Raw genomic sequence first — 23,731 nt, 5'->3', positions numbered from 1 at the left:
CCATGCGCCTGAACCTGCCCAACATCCTGACGATCCTGCGCCTGCTCTCCGCGCCGGGGATTATTGTGGCCTTTCTCCTCCTGCCGCGCCCCTACGCGGATTGGCTGGCGATCGTGCTCTTTCTCGGGGCCTCGCTCACCGATTGGGTCGACGGCCATCTCGCGCGCGCCTGGAAGCAGGAGACAAAGCTCGGCGCGATGCTCGATCCCATTGCCGACAAAGCCATTGTTTTGACTGCGCTTTTGGCGCTCGCGGCCGTGTGGCAGCCGGTCTGGCTCATCCTCCTTCCCGCCGCGCTCATCGTCTTCCGCGAGGTCTTCGTGAGCGGCCTCAGGGAATTCCTGGGCGACACGGCCGGGACGCTGAAGGTCACGAAGCTCGCCAAGTGGAAGACCACCGTGCAGATGGTGGCGATCACGGTGCTTCTAGCCAAGGGCATCTTCGAGCACGCGCTCATCGAGCGCAGCGTGGGCCTCGACCCCGCGCTCTACCAGGCGATCGTGAGCGGCGTGGAAGAAGACGTACTCGGCCTGCGCTGGCGGGTCTGGCTGCACGGCCTTCTCGAGACCGGCGGCGTAGCGCTCCTCTGGCTGGCCGCCGCGCTCACACTCGTCACCGGCTATGACTATTTCCGCAAGGCCACACCGCATCTCAGGGGGGCGAAATGAAGCTGCGCGTGCTCTATTTCGCCTGGGTGCGGGAGCGGATCGGCACCGGGCAGGAGATGCTCGAGACCGAGGCCGACACCCCCGCCGCCCTCCTCGAGGAGCTGCGCGCCCGCGGCGGCGCCTATGCGGCCGCCTTCGAGGATGTCACCGCCCTGCGCGTGGCTCTCGACCAGGAACTCACAGGCTTCGATGCCCCGCTCGCCGGGGTGTCGGAGGTGGCGTTCTTCCCGCCGATGACGGGCGGCTGAGCCATGGATATCCGCGTTCAGGAGGCGGTCTTCGATCCCGGCGCGCTGCTGTCGGAATTTGCCGCGCGCCAGCAAAGGGCGGGCGCGGTCGTCAGTTTCACGGGTCTCACCCGCGATCTCGGCGGCACGCTCGAGACCATGGAGATCGAGCACTATCCCGGCATGACCGAAAAGGCCCTCGCGGCCCTCGCGGATGAGGCCCGGTCGCGCTGGTCCCTTGAGGACGTCCTCATTCTTCATCGTCACGGCCACCTTCGCGCGGGCGAGCCCATCATGATGGTCGCCACCGCCGCTCTGCATCGCAAGCCAGCCTTCGAGGCCGCCGATTTTCTCATGGATTACCTGAAGTCCCGCGCCCCTTTCTGGAAGAAAGAGATCACCCGCGACGCGGCAACCTGGGTAGACGCCAAGGACACCGACGAGGCAGCGCTCTCGCAATGGACGCGTTAGTCCCCGCGTCTTTGTGCCCCATACCTCCCCCGGAGGGCCGCCGGAGGCCTCCCGCTCTCGCCTCCTCTCCCGCGCTCTGCAGCGAGGCACCGCGCCGCGCAGCGGCGCCACCGAAGGCCGAGCCCGCAGGGTGAGGGGGAGGCGGGCGGGCCCATCCTCAAGGCCCGCGCCTCAGGCGATGTTGCGCTCGAGTTGCGCCCTGAGCTCTTCGGCCTCCTGGCGGGCATCGCGCAGCCCGTCCATGGCGGCGCGGAGCTCGGCCTCGGTCTGCGTGAGCTGGTTCGAGATCTCCGCCTCTCGCTGCTGGAGGTAGGTGATCGCCTGGTCGCGCGCCTCCTCGGCCTCGTGGAGCTGCTGCGCCAGCCGGTCGAGCTCGCCGACATCGGCGCGGCTCACCCGCGTGAAGCGGTTGATGAGCCAGCTCGCGAACCATCCCAATGCGAAAGCCACGAAGAGGATCACCGCCGTGGCAAAGATAAGCTCGCCTCTATTCACCTGCCGCCTCGCCTTCCTGTGTTGTGGTTTCGCCCGCCTCGTCTGCTTGGGTCGCAGGCGCGCTTTCGTCCAGAGAGACCATGCGGAATTCGATCCGCCGGTTCGCCTCGCGCCCGTCCTCGGTGTCGTTGGAGGCGATGGGTTCCGCCTCGCCGAAGCCTTGCGGATAGATGCCGGGCCAGGCCAGGCGCTTGCCGCGGATTGCCGTCACCACGGCCTCGGCCCGCTGCTGGCTGAGCGCGAGGTTCATCTCCTCGCGGCCCTGGCTGTCGGTATGACCTTCCACGACGATTTCGAACTCCGGGCACCCTGAGAGCACCGCGACCACCGCGCCGATGGTCTCGAGGCTCTCTGCGTCGAGATCCGTTGAGCCGGGCTCGAAGGTGAGCTTCTTGGCGGTGGTGATCTCGATGATATCCGCGAGGCATTCCTCCGGGGTGGGGATGCTCGCCATCGGATCTAGCTCCTCGCGATAAACCACCGCGATGGCGAAATCCTCACCCTCTCCCAGCTCCTCCGAGAGGGTCTGCGCCACGCGCGCCCGGGCATCCGGATTGCCGGTATCGCCGCGCACCGACACGCTCTCCGCGGTCACTTCGAGGGATCCGTAGTCGAGCTCGGAGAGCGCCGAGAGCCCGGCAAGCACCCGGAGTGACCATCCCTGGGGCAGGTCCGGATGGGGCTCGGCGGCGAGATAGGACTGGTCGGCGCCAAAGCGGGATTTCCCATAGGTCTGCACCGCCGTCACCGCGAGCGCGTCGCCCACATGTCCGCGCATCTGGACCTGGCCTTCAGGGCTCTTGGTGGCCGCGAAGCCCGGCGGGCCAGCTTCTGTCGTGACGACGGGCTCGGGCAGGACGGCCGTGAGGCTGAAGAGGTCGGGCAGGGCGGCTTCGAGGTCGGCGGCGACCGTGTCGAAGACGGCCTCGTCGGTATCCATGGCGGCCACGAGCGAAACCTGCATGTCGTTGAAGGTCACCGAGCCTGACCCAAGCGCGTCCACCGCCGCGATGCCCGCCGCGGCGGCCTCTCCCCAACGCGTCGTCGGGGTGCCGAGGCCCAGGCGGCAATTCGATTTTTCCTGGAAGCCCGCCTCCACCGCCGCGGTAAGGATGGTGTCGAGGGCGGCGTCGGTATCCGCAGAGCAGCTGTCGAAACGCGCGCCGTCCCCGTCGATCAGGAAGCGGAGCGTGAAGGGCGTGATGACCGGCCTCGGTGCGGAGATGCGGACGGCGGCGGTCACGGCATTGGGCGCGGCACGCGAGAGTTCCGCCTCGAGCCGCGCACGATCGGTCTCGCTGTCAGCCGCAGCCGTGATCTCCACCCGGTCGGCGCTCACGGAGATCTTCGAGCGCGGCAATTCGGCCAGCGCATCGAGCCCGTAATCGAGGGCCTCGGGCCAGCGCGCCGGGGTCGCGTAATCCGCCGTCTCGAGCAGGTCGGTGACGTCCTCGCCATCGGCCACGCGCGCGATCCGGGCCAGCACGGCGTCCCGGTCGGTCTCTGTGGGGATGAGGCCGATGAGCGAGATGCCCGCATCGTTGCGCAGGATCTCCACCGTGAAGCGGGGGGCGACGACTGCATCCGTGTCGGTGACGCTCATGTCGTCGATGATCCGGGCCGCGTCGACGACGCCCCCGGCGACCGAGAGAGCCTTGAAGCGCTCGGCTTCTGACGGGGCCTCGCCGGAAATCACCACTTGCAGCCCGTCAGCCTGGACGTTCGCCCAGTCGTGCCCTTCGACCCGGAGATGGAAGTCGACGCCGCGCGCGCTCGACCTCTCCAGCGCTCCCACCGAGGCCGACGCCGCGATGAGCGCGCCGACGGCCGCGCCACCGAAGGCAACGATCAGGGGGACGATGGTCGACAATCGCATGTGGGCGGAACTCCTCCCCGCGTGCATACGGTGCGGCACATCGGGGTTCAACAGGTGCCGTCAGGCAAGCAGGGCGAGGGCGAAAAACAGCGCGGGGATAAGGCCCGCGTCCCGGTTGGATCGAAAGAGCGCCATGCAGCGCGCGGGGTCGTCGATATCGAGCCGCCGCAGCTGCCAGGTCATGTGCCAGCCCATGGCCCAGGGCGCGCCGAGGGCAATCGCGAGCACCAGGGGGGAGCCATCGATGAGCGCCGCGATGATCGCGAGGGACATGAGCGTCACCGTGGCCACCATGAAGCGTCGCAGCCACGTGGGGGTGTTTTCCCCGAAAAGGCGGGCCGTGGACTTGATGCCCATGAGGGCGTCGTCCTCGGTGTCCTGGTGGGCGTAGATCGTATCGTAAAAGAGCGTCCATGCGATGCCCGCTAGGTAGAGCCCGATGGCCGGCCCGCCGAGGGAGCCCTCATGGGCCGTCCAGGCGAGGAGCGCGCCCCAGTTGAAGGCGAGCCCGAGAAAGACCTGGGGCCACCACGTGAACCGCTTCGCGAAGGGGTAGATCGCCACGAAGACGACGGAGGCGAGGCCCACGATAACCGTCATGTCCGAATAGGTGAGCAGGATGCAAAGCGCGAGGAGCGCCTGCACGCACATCCAGACGATGGCGGCTCTCACGCTCACCGCGCCCGAGGGGATGGGGCGCGATTTCGTGCGCGCCACGCCCGCGTCGAAATCCCTGTCGGCGATATCGTTCCACGTGCAACCCGCGCCGCGCATGAGAAAGGCGCCCAGGGCGCATCCACCGATGATCCAGATATCCCAGAGCCGTGGCCCGCTCGCCAGCATCGCGAGGCCCACGCCCCAGAGACAGGGGATGAAGAGGAGCCAGGTGCCCGCGGGCCGGTCTGCCCGGGAGAGCCGCAGATAGGGCTTTGCAAAGTCGGGCGCGATGCGGTCGACCCAATTGCCGTCCACGGCGTCGGCCACTTGGCCTTGGCTCTGAGCTTTCATAGGGTCCGCTCCATGGGTCACGTTGTCCGCCTCTATGTAGATCAGCCGCTGGGGGCCGGGCAATCGGTGACGCTGGGCCGCGACCATGCGAACCGTCTCTTCAACGTCATGCGCATGGGCCCGGGCGACGAGCTGCGGCTCTTCAACGGCGTGGCGGGGGAATGGCGGGCGCGCGTGCGGGAAGCCGGCAAGCGCGGGGGTGTGCTCGAGGTGCGGGAGGAAGCGGCTCCGCAGCGCATGCCGCCCGATCTCTGGCTCCTCTTCGCGCCGATCAAGAAGGAGCGCACGGATTTCATCGTGGAAAAGGCAACGGAACTGGGCGCGGCGCGGATCCTGCCGGTGCAGACCGACTTCACCAATGCGGAGCGGCTGCGGCAGGACCGGCTCGCGGCCCATGCCGTGGCTGCGGCCGAGCAATGCGGCGGCACCTACGTGCCCGAGGTCGCGCCGCTGCAAAAGCTCTCGAGCCTGCTCGATGCATGGCCCGCCGGGCGACAGCTCATGTTCTGCGATGAAGCGGCGCCTCAGGGCGCGCTGCCCACGGAGGCCGGTCCCTGGGCGATCATTGTAGGCCCCGAGGGCGGATTTTCAGATGCCGAGCGGGGGCGGCTCGCCGCGCTCGGTCACACGGTTTCGCTGGGCCCACGCATCCTGCGCGCGGACACCGCCGCCGTCGCGGCCCTGACCCTTTGGCAGTCCCGCCTGGGAGACTGGTCATGATCCGCCCGGAGGCGCGCCGCGTCCTCATGGACTGGAAGGAGATCCTCGCCGGTGGCCTCCTCATCATCGTGGGCGGCAACTGGCTCACGACCGGGCATACGCTCCAGCCCATCCTCGGCGGTGTCTTCGCGCTCGTCGGGGCCGCGCTCATCGCGGCGGGCTGGCGGCGCGTGCGCTTTCCGGCCGCCGAGGGCGGGCCCGGCCTCGTAGACGTCACCGAGCGGCAGATCACGTACATGACCGGCCAGGGCGGGGCGGCGTTGGCGATCGACTCACTGGCGCGTGTGGAGGTGGAGGCGCGGCCCAATGGCCATGCTTGGATCTTCACGGGCTTGTCCGGCGAGACCTTGCGCATTCCAGGGGACGCACGTGGCGCAGACAAGCTTTTTGACGCGCTCGTGCCGCTGCCCGAGATCAACTACGATCAGGCGGTGCAGGCCGCCCGCGCTCCGGGCAGCCTCACCGGGCGCAGCGACACTTTTCTCATTTGGCAGAGAGACCGCACGGCCCTGCATTGACGTTCACCACGCCGCAGGGTCCTGCCTGAAATACGCGCTGAGCTCCCGGTAGAGCGCCGGTTCCTCGTGCGCCATTTCGCGCGGGGTCTCGAAGAAGGCTTCGACGGCCACGGCGAACATCTCCTCCGGGGCGGTGGCACCGTAGGGGTCGAGGAAGGGCCGTTTGCCGATGTCGAGAAGCCTGTTTGCGCGTTCGAAGGCCTCGTCGAAGGCCTCCGCCCAGGCCGCGGCCCGTGCGCCCACGACCGGAAAGCCATCCACCGCGCCGCTCGCATCATCGAGCTGGTGGGCGAATTCATGGAAGACGACGTTGTGCCCGTCATCGTCGACGAATGCGCCGCGCTCGCTGTCGGCCCAGCTCAGGATGACCGGCCCGCGCGACCAGCTCTCGCCGATGCGCACCGCGTCGCGCTCGGTGACGACATAGCCATCCTGCACTGGCTGGCGGGATTTGAAGGCACCGGGATAGATGATGATCGTGCGCAGCGTCTCGTACCAATCCTGGTTGCCTGCCACGAGAATGCAGGCCTGCGCGGCGATGGTGAGCTGCATCTCGTCGGTGACCTCGAGGCCGCCCGCCCCGTAGAACTTCACCTGATCCATGAGCAGGACCATCTTGCCCTCCAGACGTTCAAGGAGCGCGGAGGGCATGCGCGCCGTGAGGGGAACGCGCTCCTGCACCACGGCGCGCTCCGCGTCAGTCAGGCGCTGCGACAGGAGCGCCGCGCGCCGCGCCCGGCGGCTGCGCACCCGCCATTGCCACAGGCCAAGACCAGCGAGGGCGGCGCCGAGGAAAACGAGCCAAATCATGGAGCTGTCCTTACCCCAAGCACAGCGGCTGCGCATTGACTTCCCGCGCCCCCCGCTCCACCTCTGGGCTCAGCCACGACGAGCGGAGCGCCCCATGTCCATCCCCCAATCCGGCGGCGGCCCGATCGAGAGCTTCGCAGATCTCGCGGGATATCTGGAGGCGGGCTGCAAGCCCAAGGACGCGTGGCGCATCGGCACCGAGCACGAGAAGTTCGGCTATGACGCCGCGACGTTGAAGCCGCTGCCCTATGACGGACCTTGTTCGATCCATGCCATGCTGAGCGGCCTGCGGGACGGCTTCGGCTGGCAGCCGGTTGAAGAGGCCGGGCACCTCATTGGCCTGGTGAAAGGCGGAGCGAACATCTCGCTCGAACCCGGTGGGCAGCTGGAGCTTTCGGGCGCGCCCCTCGTGAGCATCCACGAGACCTGCGACGAGGTGAACACCCATCTGGCGGAAGTGCGCGAAGTGGCGGACCGCATCGGCGCGCGCTTCATCGGCCTTGGGGCCGCGCCGGACTGGACTCATGCGGACATGCCCATCATGCCCAAGGGCCGCTACAAGCTCATGGACAGCTACATGAGCCGCGTGGGCACCACCGGCACTTGGATGATGCGCCGGACCTGCACCGTGCAGGTCAACCTCGATTTCTCCTCCGAGGCGGACATGGTGCAGAAGCTGCGCGTGGCTTTCGCATTGCAGCCGATCGCCACTGCTCTCTTCTCGAATTCGCCCTTCTGGGAGGGAAAGCCCAACGGACACAAGAGCTGGCGCTCGCGCATCTGGCGGGATCTCGACGCTTCCCGCACCGGCATGCTGCCCTTCGTCTTCGAGGACGGCTTCGGCTTCGAGCGTTGGGCCGATTACGCCGCCGACGTGCCGATGTACTTCGTCTACCGCGACGGGAAATACATCGACGCCCTCGGGCAGAGCTTCCGGGATTTCATGAAGGGAGAGCTGCCCGCCTTGCCTGGTGAGATGCCGACGCTCTCCGACTGGGCCGACCACCTCACCACCATCTTCCCTGAAGCGCGCGTGAAGAAATTCATCGAGATGCGCGGCGCCGATGGCGGGCCATGGCGCCGGCTCTGCGCGCTGCCAGCGTTCTGGGTCGGGCTCATCTACGACCAGTCCGCCCTCGACGCGGCCTGGGACATGGCGCGTGGCTGGGATGCGGAGACGCGGGAGGCGCTGCGCGTGGCCGCCTCCGTGGACGGGCTCGCCGCCGAGGTCGGGGGTCTCAAGATGCTCGATCTGGCCAAGGAGGCTGTGGCCATCGCGGAGGCAGGCCTGAAATCCCGCGCCATGCCCGGCGCGGGCGGGCTCCTGCCGGATGAGAGCCACTTCCTGAATGCGCTGCATGAGAGCCTCGAAAGCGGGCAATCCCCGGCGGACGAGCTGCTCGCGGCCTATGACGGCGCCTGGGGCGGCGATCTCAGCCGGATCTACGCGGACCATTCGTACTGAGCGCGGGCGCGGGCGCCTTCAGCCCTTCTGACCGATTTTCGACTCTGTGCCTGCTCGCAGCCGCGCGATGTTTTCCGCGTGCCGCCAGAGGATCAGAAGCGCGAGGGCGATGCCGAGCGCGATGCCGCTGCCGTATCCAGTGCTCGCCATGAGAATCGGCGAGAGCACCGCCGCGACGAGGGCCGAGAGCGAGGAATAGCGGAAGATCGCGGCGACGATGAGCCATGTCGCGCAGACGGCGAGGCCCGCGGGCCAGTGCAGCGCCAGCATGAGCCCGATAAAGGTAGCCACCCCCTTTCCACCCTTGAACTGAAGCCAGATCGGGAAGCAATGCCCGAAGAAGGCCGCGAGCCCGGCGAGCTGCGCGGCGTCCTCTGCCGCGAGCGCGCGGGCGAGAAGGACGGCGAAGCCGGCCTTGCCCGCATCACAGACCAGCGTGAGGGCGGCGGCGAGCTTGTTACCGGTCCGCAGGACGTTGGTCGCGCCGATATTGCCCGAGCCGATCTGCCGGATATCGCCCAGCCCGAAGAGCCGCGCGAAGACTAGGCCGAAGGGGATCGCGCCAAAGAGATAGCCCGCCATCGCGATGGCGGCGAGAAGGGGCAGGGCAGTGGTCAGCTCAGGCATCGGCCAGGCTGCCATGCACGCATTTGCCCCCGACCCAGGTGCTGACGACCTGCCCGGTCATTTCCGCGCCGTCGAAGGGCGTGTTCTTGGATTTCGAGGCGAGGGCCCAGCGGTCGAGCGTCAGCCGCCCCTCCGGATCGAAGAGGATGAGATCGGCGGGCGCCCCGCGCATAAGGTTGCCGCCGCCCAGCCCCAGCCGCTTTGCAGGGTTCAGGCTCCCCGCGCGAAAAAGCTGTGGCAGCGTCAGGCTTCCATCGGCCACGAGGCCCAGCATGGCAGGCAGGAACGTCTCCAGCCCCACCGCGCCGGACGCGGCTTCCTCGAAGGGCAAGCGCTTCGATTCTTCGTCCTGCGGCGTATGCATGGAGCCCACGGTGTCGATCAGGCCGGAGGCGAGGGCCTCGACCACCGCCGCGCGGTCCTCCTCGCTGCGAAGCGGTGGCTTCACCTTGAAGAAGGTCCGGTAGTCGGCAATCTCGGCCTCGGTGAGTGTGAGGTGATGGATCGATGTGCCCGCGGTGATGTCGAGCCCGTTCCTCTTGGCCCGTTCGAGGGCTGGCAGGGCGCGCGCGGTCGTGATCTGGTCCGCGTGGTAGGCCGCGCCGGTCATCTCGAGAAGCGCGACGTCGCGATCGAGGGCCATGCGCTCGGCCATGGCGCTCACGGCCGGCAGCCCCATGCGCGAGGCTCGCGTGCCGGAGGTCGCGGCGGCGCCCTTGCTGAGGCCGGGGTCTTGCACATGGGCCATGACAAGCGCGCCGAGCGAACGGGCATAGGTCAGCGCGCGAGAGAAGACCTTCGTGTCTTCCACCACGCGGTCGCAATCTGTGAAGGCCACGGCACCTGCATCCTGAAGAAACCCGATCTCGGTCATCTCCCGGCCCGCGCGGCCCTTCGTGAGGGCTGCCATCGGCGCCATGCGGACTGGTGCAGCTTCGGCGGCGCGACGCACCTGGAATTCGATCGCTTCAGGCGTGTCGATGGCGGGCGCGGTGTCCGGGCGCGTGACGATGGTCGTCACGCCGCCGCGTGCCGCCGCGTGTCCCGCGGAACCGAAGCTTTCCTTGTGACGCTCCCCCGGTTCACAAATCTTCACGCCGATATCGATGAGCCCCGGCGCGAGGCAGAGCCCGCCGCAATTCAGCACCTGGGCGTTGGCGTCATCGGGTGCCGCGTCATAGGTCAGCTCCGCCACTGTGCCCGCGCGCACGCGCAGCGAGCCGAGGCGATCCGTGCCTGCCTCCGGGTCGATGATCCGCGCGTTCTTGAAGAGCGTGTCCATGGCTATCCGGCCAGAAGAATAAAAATCGTGACGAAGGCTGCGAGAAAAATCAGCACGGCGGTCGCCACCATCCCGGAGATGCGCGCGTCGGACATCGGCTTTTTGGCGGGGGCTTCCGCGGAGGGATCGGCCGCATCGCTGGTCACCGGCACGGGGGTGTAATCGACGCCCTCCTGCCCATAGACCCCGATCAGCGTGAGCCGCGGGTCCGGTTCGAGCTGCATCCCGCCTTCCCCGAAAGCCTTGGACATCGCCACGAGGACATGCCCGCTCAGCGCGCCCAGTTTCTGCTTGTCCCGCTCGACCTCCGCGGCCACGGCGCCGTGGCCTTCGACGAGGTAGCCCACGAGCCCGAGGCCCTCGAGATTCTTGACGGGAAAGACATCCACGTAGTCTGGATCGAGGGTCTCCGCGCCGAGGATCGCGGCGCGCGCTGCGGGCTCCGCGGCGAGGGACCGACCTTCCTTGTCTGTCATCGAGAGCGCGTAGACGCGGATGCGCCCGCGCTCGCCCGCCGGGATGGACAGCGTCATACCATCACCTCCCCGGCCGCGGCGCGCGCGCTCTGCATGAGGAGATCCATGGCCGCCATGCGGACGGCCACGCCCATCTCGACCTGCTCCTGGATCACGGAGCGGTTGATGTCATCTGCGAGTTCGCCGTCGATCTCCACGCCGCGGTTCATGGGGCCGGGATGCATGACGATAGCCTCCGGCTGCGCATGGGAGAGCTTTTCGGCGTTGAGTCCGAAGCGGTGATAATACTCCCGCTCGGAAGGGATAGAGCCACCGTCCATGCGCTCCCGCTGGAGCCGTAGCATCATGACGACATCCACGTCCGCGAGGCCCTCGGCCATGTTGCCATGGACCTCGACACCCCAATCGTTCGCACCCGAGGGCACGAGCGTGGGCGGCCCGATCAGGCGTACCTCGTTGCCCATCTTCGTTAGCAGCTGAACATTGGATCGCGCGACGCGGCTATGGGCGATATCCCCGCAGATCGCGACCTTCAGCCCGTCGATCCGTCCAAGCCTACGCCGGATGGTCAAAGCATCCAGAAGCGCCTGCGTCGGATGCTCGTGCCGCCCGTCCCCGGCGTTGAGGACGGCGCAGTTCACCTTCTGGGCCAGCAGGTCCACCGCGCCCGAATGGGGGTGCCGCACTACGAGGAGATCGGGGTGCATGGCATTGAGCGTGAGCGCCGTGTCGATCAGCGTCTCGCCCTTCTTGATCGACGAGGCCTGCATCGCCATCGACATCACATCCGCGCCGAGCCGCTTGCCCGCAAGCTCGAAGGAGGCCTGCGTGCGCGTGGAGTTCTCGAAGAACATGTTGATCTGTGTCAGGCCCGCGAGCACGTCCGTGTGCTTGTGGCCCGAACGGTTCAGCGCGACGTAGCGGTCGGATAGATCGAGGATCGCCGTGATCTCGGCGGGGCTCAGAGGCTCTATCCCAAGCAAGTGACGCATCGCGCGTGGTTTAGGCGCGGCGCGCTGGCTGGGCAAGGGCCGTGGGACATCCATTGCGCACCTTCCTGCGGTGGCGCTTCGGTGCTAGGTCCGGCCCATGGATGCAGCGGATTGGCACAAGGCAGCGGCGGAGCTCGCGTGGCAGGTGGAGTGCGGCGTGACCGAGGCCATCGGCGACGTGCCGATCAACCGTTATGAGGCGGTCGAAGAGCCCAAGGCCAAACCTGCAGCCGCGGCTGCGCCGGACATGGCGGCACTGCAAGCTGCCGATCCCGTGGCAGAGGCCGAGGCGCTCGCCGCGTCGGCTCCCACGCTCGAAGCGCTCGCCGCGGTGCAGGCGGGTTACACGCATTGTGAGCTAAAGCTCGGCGCACGCAATTTCGTCTTCGCGGATGGGACCGCCGGCGCGCCGGTGATGATCCTGGGCGAGGCGCCCGGCCGCGATGAGGACCGCGAAGGCAAGCCCTTCGTTGGCCGCGCGGGGCAGCTCCTCGACAAGATGCTCGCGGCCGTGGGCATGAGCCGGGCGGAGAACGTCTACATCACGAATGTCCTGCCGTGGCGCCCCCCGCAGAACAGGGATCCGAAGGCAGAGGAAGTGGCCATGATGCTGCCCTTCGTGAAGCGCCACATCGCCCTTGCGCAGCCCCGGCTGCTCATCGCGATGGGCAATCATTCCTGCCAGGCGCTTCTGAAGAAGAAGGGCATCACGCGTCTGCGGGGCCAGTGGCACGAGGCGGAGGGCCTGCCCGTGCTCCCCATGCTGCATCCGGCCTATCTCCTTCGGCAGCCGCACGCGAAACGGCAGGCCTGGGAGGACATGTTGAACCTTCAGGCGCGGATGAACCCATGAGCCGCATCGACGAGGACCGGGCCTTCCTGCCTTGCCGGATAGCGGTGCTCACCGTGAGCGACACGCGCAGCGCGGAAGATGACCGCTCCGGCGACGTGCTGGTGGGCCGGCTCACGGAAGCGGGGCATGCGCTCGCGGCACGCCGGATCGTCGAGGACGATCGCACAGCCATCTCCGAGCGACTGAGGGCGTGGATCGCGGACCCCGAGATTGACATCGTGATATCCACCGGGGGCACTGGGCTGACCGGGCGCGATGTGACGGTCGAGGCCCACCGTGATGTCTATGAGAAGGAGATCGACGCCTTCGGGACGATCTTCACCATCGTCTCGATGCAAAAGATCGGGACATCCGCCGTGCAATCCCGCGCCACCGCGGGGGTCGCGGGAGGCACCTATCTCTTCGCACTGCCGGGCTCGCCCGGGGCCTGCAAGGACGCGTGGGACGAAATCCTCGTCAAACAGCTCGATTTCCGCCACCGGCCCTGCAACTTCGTCGAGATTTTGCCTCGGCTCGACGAACACTTGCGACGGAAATAACCGCCCGACGCGTATCAGGCTTCAGGTGCGGCAGCTTTTGCATCTGCGGCATTGCGACCTACCTATGTCCTGCGCCAAAGCCAGACGGATATTCGAGCCATGCGTTTTCTTTTTCGAAGCCTTTCCGGCCTTTTTCTCCTCGCGCTCACCGCGGGCCTTTTGGCCGTGGGCGTCGGCGAACTCCGAGATGCCGCGCGCGCCATGGCCGAAGACAGCGGGCGCAGCTTCCCAGCCCGAGAGCGCGTCTTTGCCGTCAACGTGGTGACGATCGACCCGCAGACCGTCGAGCCGGTGCTCGAGGCCTTCGGCGAAGTGCGCTCGCGCAGGACGCTCGATTTGCGCCCCGAGGTGTCGGGGGCGGTTGTGATGCTGTCAGACGCGTTCGTGGATGGCGGGCGCGTCTCGGCGGGGGATGTCCTCCTTCAGGTGGACCCTGCCAACGCGGAGAGCGATCTGGCGCTGGCCCGGGCAGAGCTCAACGAGGCGCGCGCCGAGCTCGCGGAAGCCGAGCGGGCGCTGGTCCTGTCGCGAGACGAGCTGGCGGCCGCAGAGGACATGGTCATCCTTCAGGACCGCGCGCTGGCGCGGCAGCGGGACCTCGTGGATCGTGGCGTCGGAACGGACGCCGCTGTGGAGGCGGCGGAGCTGACGGTAAACGCAGCACGGCAATCCGTCCTTTCGCGGCGCGGCGCGGTGCAGGCCGCGGAGCAGCGGGTGACGACGACGACCGCGCGCATCGAACGAGCTAAGATCAACGCCGGCGAGGCGGAGCGCGCGCTCGAAAACGCAACGATCACGGCGGCCTTCTCCGGTGTCCTGTCTGACGTGACGATCGTCGAGGGCGGCGTGGTGGGTCAGAACGAGCGGGTGGCAACACTCGTCGATGACACCGAGCTCGAGGTGGCCGTGCGCGTCTCCACCGAGCAATACACGCGGCTTCTGGACGAGGGCGGGCTGATCCGGCAGGCCGATGTCACCGTGGCGCTCGATGTCTTTGGCGCGGATATCCTGGCTCAGGGCACGGTCTCCCGGGTGAGCGCCTCGGTGGGCGAGGGGCAAACGGGACGTCTTCTATTCGTCTCGCTCGACACGGCGCCGGGGTTCCGTCCGGGCGATTTTGTCAGCGTCTCGATCAGCGAGCCCCCGGTGCCTGGCGTGTCCCGGCTCCCGTCCTCCGCGCTCTCGGCATCGAGCACGGTGCTCGTCCTCGACGAAGAGAATCGCCTCGCCGAAGCACCTGTGGAGCTCGTGCGGCGGCAGGGCGACGACGTGCTGGTGCGCGCATTTCCCATCGCTGGCCGGCAGATCGTGGCGGAGCGCTCACCGCTTCTGGGCGCAGGCATCCGGGTAAACCCGCTGACGCCGGAGGCCATCGAGGAGCAGCTCGCTGCAGGCCCGGCCATGGTGGAGCTCGACGAGGAGCGCCGCGCACGGCTCATCGCCTTTGTCGAAGGCAATCAGCGCATGCCCGCAGGCGCAAAGGAGCGGGTGATCGCGCAACTTCGCGAGCCCTCCGTCCCCGCCGAGATGGTCGAGCGCCTCGAAGGCCGGATGGGAGGCTAGGGCATGCTCAAGGGCGCGGGCGTCTTCAATTATTTCGTGCGGCACGGCACGGCGGCGAACCTTCTTCTGGTCATCATGCTCTTTGCGGGGGTCGTCTCTTTCCCGCAGATGCGCGCGCAGTTTTTTCCCGACGTCGTCATCGACGACGTGACCGTCTCCGTCCGCTGGGATGGTGCGGGCGCGGAGGATGTGGATCGCGGCATCGTCCAGGTGCTCGAGCCCGCGCTCCTGAGCGTCGAGGGTGTGACCGGGACGGAAGGCACCTCCCGCGAGGGGCAGGGCTACGTGGAGCTCGAATTCGAGCCGAATTGGGACATGGCCCGCGCCGCTGACGATGTGCAGCTCGCGGTGGACGCAGTAGCTGGTGATCTGCCCGACGGGGCAGATGACCCGTCGGTCCGACGCGGGCAATGGCGCGACCGGGTGACCGATGTCGTCATCACGGGACCTGTCTCCGTCGACCAGTTAGGCCGGTTTGCCGATGAATTCGTGGTCCGCCTTTATGCCGAGGGTGTCACGCGGACCACCATCCGCGGCGTCGCCGCGCCCTCCACGGTCGTCGAGGTCACCTCGCTTTCGCTCATCCGCAACGACCTTTCCATGCGCGACATCGCCCAGGCGATCGCGGCGGAAGCGACGGCCGATCCCTCCGGTGACATCTCATCGGCGGCCCGCGTGCGCACCGGTCAGGAAGCGCGCAGCGCCGACGAGATCGAGGCGATCGTGCTGCGCTCAAACGCGGATGGCTCGCAATTGCGCGTGGGTGACGTGGCCACCGTCATCGTCGAGGGCGTGGACCGCGATCGCAGCTACTTTGTCGGCGAGAACCCGGCCATTTCGATCCGCGTGGATCGCTCCGAACAGGGTGATGCCATCGAAATGCAGCGCGCGGTGGAGCGCGTGGCTGCCGAGCAGCAGGCCACGCTGCCCGAGGGCACCCGGATCGACCTCATCCGCACCCGTGCCGAAGCGATCACGGGCCGCCTCAACATCCTCGTGGACAACGGCCTCATGGGCCTCGCGCTCGTCGTCGGGCTTCTCTTCCTCTTCCTGAATGCGCGCGTGGCGTTCTGGGTGGCAGCGGGTATCCCGGTGGCGATGTCCGCGGCCATCGCGCTCATGTACGCCTCGGGCCTCACGATCAACATGATCTCGCTCTTCGCGCTCATCATCACGCTGGGCATCGTCGTGGACGATGCGATCGTGGTGGGCGAGCACGCGGACTATCGGCGCCGAAAGCTCGGAGAGGCACCGCAAGAGGCCGCCGCAAATGCCGCGCGGCGCATGTTCCTGCCGGTCTTCTCCGCCACCATTACGACGATCATCGCCTTCTTTGGCCTCGTGGCCATCGGGGGCCGCTTCGGCGATCTCATCGCCGCGATCCCGTTCACGGTCGTCGTCGTGCTGATCGCCTCGCTCATCGAGTGCTTCCTCATCCTGCCCAATCACATGGGCCATGCCCTCAAACACGCCGACAAGCAGCATTGGTACGATTGGCCCTCGCGGCAGGTGAACCGCGGCTTTGAATGGGTACGCGAGAATGGCTTCCGCCCGCTCATGCGCCTCGTGATCTGGGCGCGCTATCCGGTCGTGGCCATGGCCTTCGTCGTGCTCGCCTCGCAGATCTCGCTCTTCATGCGCGGCGACGTGCAGTGGCGCTTCTTCAACGCGCCCGAGCAGGGGAGCGTCACGGGCAACTTCGCCATGGCTCCCGGCGCCACGCGGGAGGACAGCCTCGCCATGATGCGGGAGATGCAGCGCGCGGCCGAGGAGCTCGGCGCGGAATACGAGGAGCGCTACGGCAACAACCCCATCGCCTACGCCCTCGCCGAGATCGGCGGCAATTCCGGCCGCGCCATCGCAGGCTCGGAGACGAAGGACGCAGATCAGCTCGGGTCGCTGGCCATCGAGCTCATCGATGCCGACCTGCGCCCCTATTCATCCTTTGCCTTCGTGGGCGAGTTCCAGGACCGCGTACGCAGGCACCCGCTGGTGGAGACGATCTCCTTCCGGTCCTGGGGGTCAGGGCCCGGCGGTGCGTCGCTCGAAGTGAACTTCCAGGGCGCGGACGCGGAGACGCTGAAAGCTGCGTCACTCATGCTTCAGACGGAGCTGGCGCAATTCCCGGAAGTGTCCGCCGTCGAGGATAACCTCGCCTATGACAAGGAAGAGCTCATCCTCGAGCTCACCGCGCAGGGCAATTTCCTCGGCTTCCAGATCGATGATCTGGGCCGTGTGCTGCGGGACCGGCTAAGCGGGATCGAAGCCGCCAGTTTCCCCGACGGGCCACGTTCTGCCACCATCCGCGTGGAGCTGCCGGAGGGCGAACTCACGGCCGATTTCCTAGAGCGGACGCAGCTGCGCACTGCGATGGGCGACTATGTCCCGCTCGCCGATATCGTGAGTGTGGATCGCCGGATCGGCTTCTCCACTGTGCGGCGTGAGAACGGCATCCAGCGCATTACCGTCTCGGGCGAGCTGAGCGAGGACGATCCCGCGCGCGCCACGGAGATCCAGGGTCTTCTCGCCGATGACATCCTTCCGCGCGTGGCCGAGCGCCACAACGTGACCTTCGAGCTAACCGGCCTCGCCGAACAGGAACGCAACTTCCTGAACGACGCGCGGACGGGCCTCGTGCTCGTGTTGACGGGAATTTTCCTGACGCTCGCGTGGATTTTCTCGAGTTGGACGCGGCCGCTAGTGGTGATGTTCATCATACCCTTCGGCCTCATCGGGACGATTTGGGGCCACTATGTCTGGGACGTGCCGCTTTCGATGTTCTCGGTCGTGGGGCTATTGGGGATGGTCGGGATCATCATCAACGACTCGATCGTGCTGGTGACGACCATCGACGAGTACGCTGAGGACCGAGGGCTTTTCCCAGCCATCGTCGACGGTGCCTGCGACCGGCTGCGGCCCGTGCTTCTCACCACCTTGACCACCGTTCTGGGCCTCACGCCCCTCCTTTACGAGGGCTCGAGCCAGGCGGAATTCCTGAAGCCCACCGTCATCACGCTGGCCTACGGGCTGGGCGTGGGGATGTTCCTCGTGTTGCTTGTGGTGCCCGCCATCCTCGCGATGCAGCAGGATGTGGGTCAGCAGGTCACGGCGCTGCGCCGGGCCTTGCGGTCCGGGCGTCGCGCGCCGGAGGCTGGCTTGACGACAGTTCTCGCGACGGCGGCCATCGCAGGCATTTTTGCGCTGACACTTGGCTGGACGCTCTTTTCCGGTGCCATGCATCCCGTCGTGCCGGCCCTCGTGCCGATGTCGGGTATCGCGGGCGCGCTGGGCGCCTTCGTGCTGGGTAGTCTCGTTGTGGTGATCGCCGCCTACACGCTGGCGGGGCTTGCCGTGCTCGCGCGCCGCGCGCGCTCCTAGCCGCCGGTACAGCCGCGGATATCCACCGCGGCGCCCGCAGCGAAGACGGTCATCCGCAGCCCAGAGCGATCGAAGGCGAAGGGCTCTGCATTGTAGCGCACAAGGTCCGTCTGGGCGGTGAGCACATCGTCCGCACGGGTCACGCTGGGCTCAGCGACCCAGACGGTCGGGTCCGCCGTCTCGATGGCCACCTCTTCCGCGGCTCCGATGGCGGGCAGCTCCGCGCGCACCGTGAGCGAAAGACCGTTCTCTGTCGGCGTGACGGCGCAGGTGACGGCGCCCACGCGCGCCTCGGCCTCCGTCATGGGGCGGTCGGCGAGGGCGGCAGAGATCTCCGCATCCGCGGCACCCTGTGCAGGCAGGACCACATCGATGGGAAGCTGCGCGGGAACGCAGACTTCCTCGCAAACGCCCACATGGAGCGTGCCGCTCACGCGGATGGGCGCATCGGCGTCCCGCCGCGTCAGGTAGAGGGGGATGATGACCTCACGCTCGTAGCCGATGGAGCGCATGCCTCCCTGATCGAAGATCTCCGGCACCGGCCAGTGCGGGCGCAGGGAGGCAAGATTCTCGGAACTGCCGAATTCGAAGATGGGCGGGATCCCGGCATCACCGGGCGCGCGCCAATATGTTTTCCAGCCTTGTTCCAAGGTCAGCCGAATCGCGGCCATGTGGCCCATGCCCTCTTCGCGCCAGCCCGGTAGCACCTCGGCCGTGATGATATCACCGTCGAACAGGCCTTGAGCGGGAAGGGGGCTCGCGAGGAGCGCGCAGATCGACGCGGTGCAAAAGAGGGTGCGGGCAGCAGACATGCAGCCGAAATAGGCAGCATTCACCGCTGACACGAGTCACAAAAGCGGGACCACGCGCATTCCCGCCGTCCTGTGATCGTGTCGCCCTTGCAGCACCGATGTTGAGCGCGCATGTATTACGGGTGACCGAGCAGAGCGCCCCGACCGACCTCACAGGCCAGCTTCTCATCGCCATGCCGGGCATGAGTGATCCGCGCTTTGACCGCGCCGTCATCTTCATGTGCGCGCATTCCGACGAGGGCGCGATGGGCCTCATCGTGAACAAACCCGCCGAGGATGTGCGCTTCGCGGACCTCCTCGAGCAGCTCGAGATCACCGGTACCGACAAAAGCCGCGACATCCGCGTCCTCTTCGGGGGACCTGTGGAACACGGTCGCGGCTTCGTGCTTCATTCTCCCGACTACGTCGCCAACGAGAGTACCCTGCAGGTCGACGGGACGGTGGGCATGACCGCCACGCTCGACATCCTCGAGGATATCGCGCGGGGCGAGGGGCCCGAAGCCTCGGTGCTTGCGCTGGGCTATGCGGGGTGGGGGCCCGGTCAGATCGAGGGTGAGATCGCGGCCAACGGATGGCTCACCTGCCCGGCCACGGCGGATTTCGTCTTCGGCGAGGATCACGGCGGCAAATGGGTGGGGGCTCTGAAGAGCCTCGGGATCGATCCGCTTCTGCTTTCGGCCGAGGGCGGGCGGGCCTAGCGCGGGGCCGCCGCGCGCCGCAGCCTGTCATTGATCGCGACGCCAAGCCCGGTTTCCGGGATCGGTGCCACGGCGATGGGCGCGCCCGTGTCGAGCTCCCGAAGCAGCGCGAAGAGCCGTGCCGCCGCTTCACGCAGATCGCCCGTCTCGCTCAAGGACACATCCCCCGAAACCGGACCGAAGCCGAGATGCACTTCGCCCGCGAGCGCAGTGAGTGCGTCGAGCCGCACGGCCCCGGACGGGGCGTAGTGCGAGGCAAGCTGTCCCGGTGCGGTGGGGGCGTTCGCGGCAGGCGCATGGGCCAGAAGCGGCACGCCGAGCGCGGCCTCGATGGCCTCTGCGGGGATGCCGCCCGGGCGCAGAAGCGTGGGCTCCGGCCCTCCGATGATCGTGCTTTCCAGGCCCACCTCCGTGGGGCCACCGTCGAGGACGGCGGCGATGCGCCCGTCGAGCCCGGAGAGGACATGGTCCGCCGTTGTCGGGCTCACTCGGCCCGATGGATTGGCCGATGGCGCGGCAAGAGGGCCCGTGACTTCCAGAAGCGCAAGGGCAAGGGGATGGGCAGGCACGCGCAGCCCGACGGTGGCCATGCCCGCGGTGACGAGATCGGGCACGGAGCCGCGATGCGGCACCACGAGTGTGAGTGCCCCGGGCCAGAACGCAGCGGCCAGTGCCTCTGCCCAATCGGGCAGCTCCGCGAGCGAACGCGCAGCCGCGAGCGATGGGACATGGACGATGAGCGGGTTGAAGCGCGGGCGGCCCTTCGCCTCGAAGATACGAGCCACAGCGGCCGGATTGAGCGCGTCGGCACCGAGGCCATAGACTGTCTCCGTGGGGAAGGCGACGAGCTCTCCGGCGCGAAGCAACGCCGCTGCGGGTGCCACGTCGTGGAGGCGCCGGGTCCCACTCTCTGGCTCTTGGGTCATGACGCCGCGTTTCCATTGCCTCGCTCGCCGCCGCATATAACGTGCGGGTCAACCAATGTGAAATCCGCACAAGCCGCGAGGAAGAGATGCCCTACCGCTCTCCTGTTTCCGATTATCAGTTCATTTTCGATGCCGTGGTCCCCATGGCGCCGGTGGCCGCGACGGAGCGCTTCTCCGAAGCGCAGCCCGACCTGCTCGACGCCGTGCTGACCGAAGCCGGCAAGATGTGCGATGAGATCATCGCGCCGCTCCAGCGGCACGGCGACGTGCACCCGGCCAAGCTCGAGAATGGCGTAGTTCGGACGCCCCCGGGCTTTGCCGCGGGCTATGATGCAATCAAAGACGGCGGCTGGGTCGGCATGGCTGCGCAGCCCGAGCATGGTGGCATGGGGCTCCCGATGGGTGTTGCGTCAGCCTGGAACGACATGATGTCCGGCGCCTGCATTTCGCTGCATCTCCTGCCGCTCCTCTCCCAGGGTCAGATCGAGGCGCTCGAGCATCACGCCTCCGATCAGCTCAAGGACATCTACCTCGAGAAGCTGGTGAGCGGGCAGTGGTCCGGCACCATGAACCTGACCGAGCCGCAGGCGGGCTCCGACGTGGGCGCCCTGCGCACGAAGGCCGAGCCGCAGGGAGATGGCTCCTACAAGATCACCGGGCAGAAGATCTACATCACCTGGGGTGACAGCGATTTCGTCGAGAACACCTGCCATCTCGTGCTCGCGCGGCTGCCGGACGGTGTGCCAGGGCCCAAGGGCATCACGCTCTTCATGGTGCCTAAGTTCATCCCCAACGAGGATGGCACGCCTGGTGAGCGTAACTCGCTGCGCGTCGTGAGCCTCGAGCACAAGCTCGGCATCCATGGCTCGCCGACCTGCGTCATGGAGTTCGACGGCGCGCGCGGCTGGCTCGTGGGCGAGGAGCACAACGGCATGGCCTGCATGTTCACCATGATGAACAATGCCCGCCTCGGTGTCGGGATGCAGGGCATTGGCGTGGCCGAGGGCGCCTACCAGCACGCGCTGGCCTACGCCATGGACCGCACGCAGGGCAAAAGCATGCTCCAAGGTGGACGCGGCACCATCGTCGATCACGCCGACGTGCGCCGCATGCTGACATCCATGAAGGCCGATATCTTCGCCGCACGATGCATTGGCGTGGCCTGCGCGCAAGCCATCGACATGGCCACCGCGACGGGCGACAAGGCCTGGAAGGCACGCGCCGCGCTGCTCACGCCCATCGCGAAGTCCTTCGGCTCCGAGGTGGGCATCGATGTGGCCGAGCAGGGCGTGCAGATCCATGGTGGCATGGGCTTCGTCGAAGAGACAGGCGCCGCGCAGTACAGCCGCGACGTGCGCATCACGACGATCTACGAGGGCACCAACGGCATCCAGGCCATGGACCTCGTGGCCCGCAAGATGATGGATGGCGGCGAGGCCGCGAGCGCGCTCTTCGAGGAGATCGAGAGCCACGCGGAAGAGGCCAAGGCCCGCTTCCCGGAGCTTGCCAAGGCCGTGTGGCACGCCTGCGAGACGTTGTCGGAGACGACGGACTGGCTCGTGGCGCAAGGCGATCTGAACGATCGCTTTGCGGGCGCCGTGCCGTACATGCTGGGCTTTGCCCGCGTGCTCGGCGCGCATTTCCACTTGAAGGCCGCGATGGCCGGAGACGAGACCCGCGTGAAGATGGCGCGCTTTTATATCGAGCGTCTCCTGCCGCAGCATCTGGGCCATTTCGTCCATGCCAAAGCCGGTGCCGAGGGGATCTATGCGCTGACCGCAGACGAGCTCGCCGCGTGACGCTTGCCGGGCGCGAGCCCGGCCCGCGGAAGGGCGCGCGATGAGCGATCGGCAGGCGGAGGCCGCTCTCCTAAGCTATCCCGTTGCGGAGCCGCCTCCCCCGGGCAAGGGTGTGGAGGTGGCCGAGGGTGTCCTCTGGCTTCGGTTTCCGCTGCCGATGGCGCTCGATCACGTCAACCTCTACGCCTTTGACGAGGGCGACAGCTGGACCCTGATCGACGCGGGCATGCGCTGGCCGAAGGGCGAGGCGGCGCTGGAGACCTTGCGCTCCGGTGCGCTGGGCGGGAAGCCCATATCAAGGGTGATTTGCACGCATCACCATCCTGACCATGTCGGATATGCCGGGCGCTTCCAGGCGGAGGGCGCCGAGCTCTTCATGACCCGTACGGCGTGGCTCACGGCACGCATGCTCACGCTCGACGTGCAGGAGAAGTATCCGCCGGAAACAGTCCGTTTCTACAAACGGGCGGGCATGGATGCGGCCGTGCTGGCGGCGCGGCTGGACGAGCGTCCCTTCAACTTCGCGGATGTCGTCGAGCACATGCCTCTGGGCTATACCCGGCTCAGTGAGGGCGATGTGATCCGCTTCGGCGGCAGGACCTGGGTCGTGCGCCTCGGGTCGGGACACGCGCCTGATCATGCCACCTTCTGGTCTCGTGATGACGGGCTCGTACTTACCGGGGATCAGATCATTCCCGGCATCAGCCCTAATATCGGCCTCTACCCAACCGAGCCCGAGGCGGACCCGGTCGCCGACTGGATCGCCTCCTGCGAGCGCCTGAGCGCATTCGCGGAGCCGCAGCAGCTGGCGCTGCCGGGGCATAAGAGACCCTTCCAGGGGCTTCCGCTGCGCCTAGGTCAGCTGATGGACAATCACCACGGCGTCCTGCGGCGGCTCCTGGCGCATCTCGAGACGCCCAGCACCGCAGGCGAGACGTTCCTTCCGATCTTCAAGCGCGAGATCGGCAAGGGAGAATACGGCCTCGCTCTGGTGGAGGCCTTCGCCCATTGCCAGCACCTCTTTCATCGGGGAGCGGTGACGCGGGAGCTCAACGAGGCGGGTGCCTTCGTTTATCGGGCGGTCTGAGCCTCGACCACGATCCGCGCGAGTTCCTGCATGGCGTCTTCCGCCCGGTCGGCGGGCAGGAAGAGGTGATCGTGGTAGAAGCCCGCCACGGGATTGATCCCCATACCCAGCCCCGCGAGCCGCGTGGAAATGGCCGCCAGAAAGCCCACCGCATCGAGCGCGGAGTGTATATTGAGGGTGATCCAGCAACAGTGGAATTCCGGCGTGAGCCCCGCCTCTTCTGCGGCACTCCAGCGTAGGATGACCGTGATCGCCTCTGCCTCATGCATGATCATGACGGGCGTGAGCGCGGTTGCTTCTTCGATCGTTGTGACGGTGGCGAAGCCGTAGGTGCCCGGGTTCAACACCGGGGACATTCCCGCGAAAAGAGCCTGGAGATCCTGCTGGCCGCCCATGCCGGGCTTCTAGCAGATCGGCCCCCAATCGGAAGCACGCGCTGCG

Annotated in this window: 24 protein-coding genes; 13 read left to right on the top strand and 11 right to left on the bottom strand. The window is 67.3% G+C overall.

Annotated elements, in window-relative coordinates:
• Positions 1-2: 2 nt before the first annotated feature.
• The 3 genes from pgsA to AAFM92_11835 are packed head-to-tail and all read left to right on the top strand — an operon-like array spanning position 3 to position 1,366.
• Positions 3-668, top strand: a complete 666-nt coding sequence (gene pgsA, locus AAFM92_11845; protein ID MEL7301068.1) for a CDP-diacylglycerol--glycerol-3-phosphate 3-phosphatidyltransferase — start codon at positions 3-5, stop codon at positions 666-668.
• Between the two features lie 2 nt (positions 669-670).
• Entirely contained in the window at positions 671-916 is a 246-nt protein-coding gene (gene moaD / locus AAFM92_11840; GenBank protein ID MEL7301067.1) for a molybdopterin converting factor subunit 1, read from the top strand.
• A gap of 3 nt (positions 917-919) precedes the next feature.
• Positions 920-1,366, top strand: a complete 447-nt coding sequence (locus tag AAFM92_11835; GenBank protein ID MEL7301066.1) for a molybdenum cofactor biosynthesis protein MoaE — start codon at positions 920-922, stop codon at positions 1,364-1,366.
• A gap of 171 nt (positions 1,367-1,537) precedes the next feature.
• Here AAFM92_11835 and AAFM92_11830 read toward each other — a convergent pair whose 3' ends face one another.
• Genes AAFM92_11830 through ubiA form a run of 3 tightly spaced genes read right to left on the bottom strand, consistent with a single transcriptional unit; the run spans position 1,538 to position 4,745 of the window.
• On the bottom strand, positions 1,538-1,861 hold the full coding sequence (locus AAFM92_11830; protein MEL7301065.1) for a hypothetical protein: 324 nt from the start codon (positions 1,859-1,861) through the stop codon (positions 1,538-1,540).
• Positions 1,854-3,737 carry an OmpA family protein gene (locus tag AAFM92_11825; protein ID MEL7301064.1) on the bottom strand — a complete coding sequence of 628 codons (1,884 nt, stop codon included), beginning with the start codon at positions 3,735-3,737 and terminating at the stop codon, positions 1,854-1,856. Before AAFM92_11825 ends, AAFM92_11830 begins: the two co-directional genes overlap by 8 nt.
• A gap of 60 nt (positions 3,738-3,797) precedes the next feature.
• A complete protein-coding gene (ubiA, locus tag AAFM92_11820; GenBank protein ID MEL7301063.1) occupies positions 3,798-4,745 on the bottom strand; it encodes a 4-hydroxybenzoate octaprenyltransferase in 948 nt (315 codons plus the stop codon).
• A 12-nt stretch (positions 4,746-4,757) separates the two neighbouring features.
• Between ubiA and AAFM92_11815 the strand changes: the two genes are divergently transcribed.
• Both AAFM92_11815 and AAFM92_11810 read left to right on the top strand, forming a co-directional pair.
• The gene (locus AAFM92_11815; GenBank protein ID MEL7301062.1) at positions 4,758-5,465 is read left to right on the top strand and encodes a 16S rRNA (uracil(1498)-N(3))-methyltransferase; all 708 of its coding nucleotides are present in this window, start codon (positions 4,758-4,760) and stop codon (positions 5,463-5,465) included.
• Positions 5,462-5,983 (top strand): hypothetical protein, encoded by a 522-nt coding sequence (locus tag AAFM92_11810; GenBank protein MEL7301061.1) that lies wholly within the window; start codon positions 5,462-5,464, stop codon positions 5,981-5,983. Before AAFM92_11815 ends, AAFM92_11810 begins: the two co-directional genes overlap by 4 nt.
• 3 nt (positions 5,984-5,986) lie before the next feature.
• On the opposite strand, the gene AAFM92_11805 is transcribed toward AAFM92_11810, so the two are convergent.
• On the bottom strand, positions 5,987-6,793 hold the full coding sequence (locus AAFM92_11805; protein MEL7301060.1) for a M90 family metallopeptidase: 807 nt from the start codon (positions 6,791-6,793) through the stop codon (positions 5,987-5,989).
• A 94-nt stretch (positions 6,794-6,887) separates the two neighbouring features.
• Between AAFM92_11805 and AAFM92_11800 the strand changes: the two genes are divergently transcribed.
• The gene (locus AAFM92_11800) at positions 6,888-8,258 is read left to right on the top strand and encodes a glutamate--cysteine ligase (GenBank protein ID MEL7301059.1); all 1,371 of its coding nucleotides are present in this window, start codon (positions 6,888-6,890) and stop codon (positions 8,256-8,258) included.
• 18 nt (positions 8,259-8,276) lie between these two features.
• Here the strand turns inward: AAFM92_11800 and plsY are convergent, their stop codons facing one another.
• Genes plsY through AAFM92_11780 form a run of 4 tightly spaced genes read right to left on the bottom strand, consistent with a single transcriptional unit; the run spans position 8,277 to position 11,635 of the window.
• Complete coding sequence (gene plsY, locus AAFM92_11795) at positions 8,277-8,885, bottom strand: glycerol-3-phosphate 1-O-acyltransferase PlsY (protein MEL7301058.1); 609 nt, start codon at positions 8,883-8,885, stop codon at positions 8,277-8,279.
• The gene (pyrC, locus tag AAFM92_11790) at positions 8,878-10,167 is read right to left on the bottom strand and encodes a dihydroorotase (protein ID MEL7301057.1); all 1,290 of its coding nucleotides are present in this window, start codon (positions 10,165-10,167) and stop codon (positions 8,878-8,880) included. The genes plsY and pyrC overlap by 8 nt, the downstream gene beginning before the upstream one ends.
• Before the next feature lie 2 nt (positions 10,168-10,169).
• Positions 10,170-10,700 carry a hypothetical protein gene (locus AAFM92_11785; GenBank protein ID MEL7301056.1) on the bottom strand — a complete coding sequence of 177 codons (531 nt, stop codon included), beginning with the start codon at positions 10,698-10,700 and terminating at the stop codon, positions 10,170-10,172.
• Positions 10,697-11,635 (bottom strand): aspartate carbamoyltransferase catalytic subunit, encoded by a 939-nt coding sequence (locus tag AAFM92_11780; GenBank protein MEL7301055.1) that lies wholly within the window; start codon positions 11,633-11,635, stop codon positions 10,697-10,699. The genes AAFM92_11785 and AAFM92_11780 overlap by 4 nt, the downstream gene beginning before the upstream one ends.
• A gap of 97 nt (positions 11,636-11,732) precedes the next feature.
• On the opposite strand from AAFM92_11780, the gene AAFM92_11775 reads away from it, so the two are divergent.
• The 4 genes from AAFM92_11775 (at position 11,733) to AAFM92_11760 (ending at position 17,968) form a co-directional block, all read left to right on the top strand.
• A complete protein-coding gene (locus AAFM92_11775; GenBank protein ID MEL7301054.1) occupies positions 11,733-12,488 on the top strand; it encodes a uracil-DNA glycosylase in 756 nt (251 codons plus the stop codon).
• Positions 12,485-13,027: a molybdenum cofactor biosynthesis protein B gene (gene moaB, locus AAFM92_11770; GenBank protein ID MEL7301053.1), complete on the top strand. Its 543-nt coding sequence runs from the start codon at positions 12,485-12,487 to the stop codon at positions 13,025-13,027. Before AAFM92_11775 ends, moaB begins: the two co-directional genes overlap by 4 nt.
• Positions 13,028-13,126: 99 nt before the next feature.
• A complete protein-coding gene (locus AAFM92_11765) occupies positions 13,127-14,590 on the top strand; it encodes an HlyD family efflux transporter periplasmic adaptor subunit (GenBank protein ID MEL7301052.1) in 1,464 nt (487 codons plus the stop codon).
• 3 nt (positions 14,591-14,593) lie between these two features.
• On the top strand, positions 14,594-17,968 hold the full coding sequence (locus tag AAFM92_11760) for an efflux RND transporter permease subunit (protein MEL7301051.1): 3,375 nt from the start codon (positions 14,594-14,596) through the stop codon (positions 17,966-17,968).
• Here AAFM92_11760 and AAFM92_11755 read toward each other — a convergent pair.
• Positions 17,965-18,780 (bottom strand): protein-disulfide reductase DsbD domain-containing protein, encoded by an 816-nt coding sequence (locus AAFM92_11755; GenBank protein MEL7301050.1) that lies wholly within the window; start codon positions 18,778-18,780, stop codon positions 17,965-17,967. The genes AAFM92_11760 and AAFM92_11755 overlap by 4 nt on opposite strands.
• Positions 18,781-18,878: 98 nt before the next feature.
• On the opposite strand from AAFM92_11755, the gene AAFM92_11750 reads away from it, so the two are divergent.
• Positions 18,879-19,478 (top strand): YqgE/AlgH family protein, encoded by a 600-nt coding sequence (locus AAFM92_11750; GenBank protein MEL7301049.1) that lies wholly within the window; start codon positions 18,879-18,881, stop codon positions 19,476-19,478.
• On the opposite strand, the gene AAFM92_11745 is transcribed toward AAFM92_11750, so the two are convergent.
• Positions 19,475-20,404, bottom strand: coding sequence for an L-threonylcarbamoyladenylate synthase (locus AAFM92_11745; GenBank protein ID MEL7301048.1), 930 nt, complete (start codon positions 20,402-20,404; stop codon positions 19,475-19,477). The genes AAFM92_11750 and AAFM92_11745 overlap by 4 nt on opposite strands.
• 86 nt (positions 20,405-20,490) lie before the next feature.
• Here AAFM92_11745 and AAFM92_11740 point away from each other — a divergent pair, with 86 nt between their 5' ends.
• Positions 20,491-22,203, top strand: a complete 1,713-nt coding sequence (locus AAFM92_11740) for an acyl-CoA dehydrogenase (GenBank protein ID MEL7301047.1) — start codon at positions 20,491-20,493, stop codon at positions 22,201-22,203.
• Positions 22,204-22,243: 40 nt separating this feature from the next.
• Positions 22,244-23,290, top strand: a complete 1,047-nt coding sequence (locus AAFM92_11735) for an MBL fold metallo-hydrolase (protein MEL7301046.1) — start codon at positions 22,244-22,246, stop codon at positions 23,288-23,290.
• Here the strand turns inward: AAFM92_11735 and AAFM92_11730 are convergent.
• Positions 23,275-23,685: an ACT domain-containing protein gene (locus tag AAFM92_11730; protein MEL7301045.1), complete on the bottom strand. Its 411-nt coding sequence runs from the start codon at positions 23,683-23,685 to the stop codon at positions 23,275-23,277. The genes AAFM92_11735 and AAFM92_11730 overlap by 16 nt on opposite strands.
• Positions 23,686-23,731 lie beyond the last annotated feature (46 nt).

This window comes from Pseudomonadota bacterium, from assembly GCA_038533575.1.
GTDB lineage: Bacteria > Pseudomonadota > Alphaproteobacteria > Rhodobacterales > Rhodobacteraceae > Shimia_B.
Note: the sequence above shows the minus strand (reverse complement) of the source record. Positions and strands in the feature narration are given on the sequence as shown.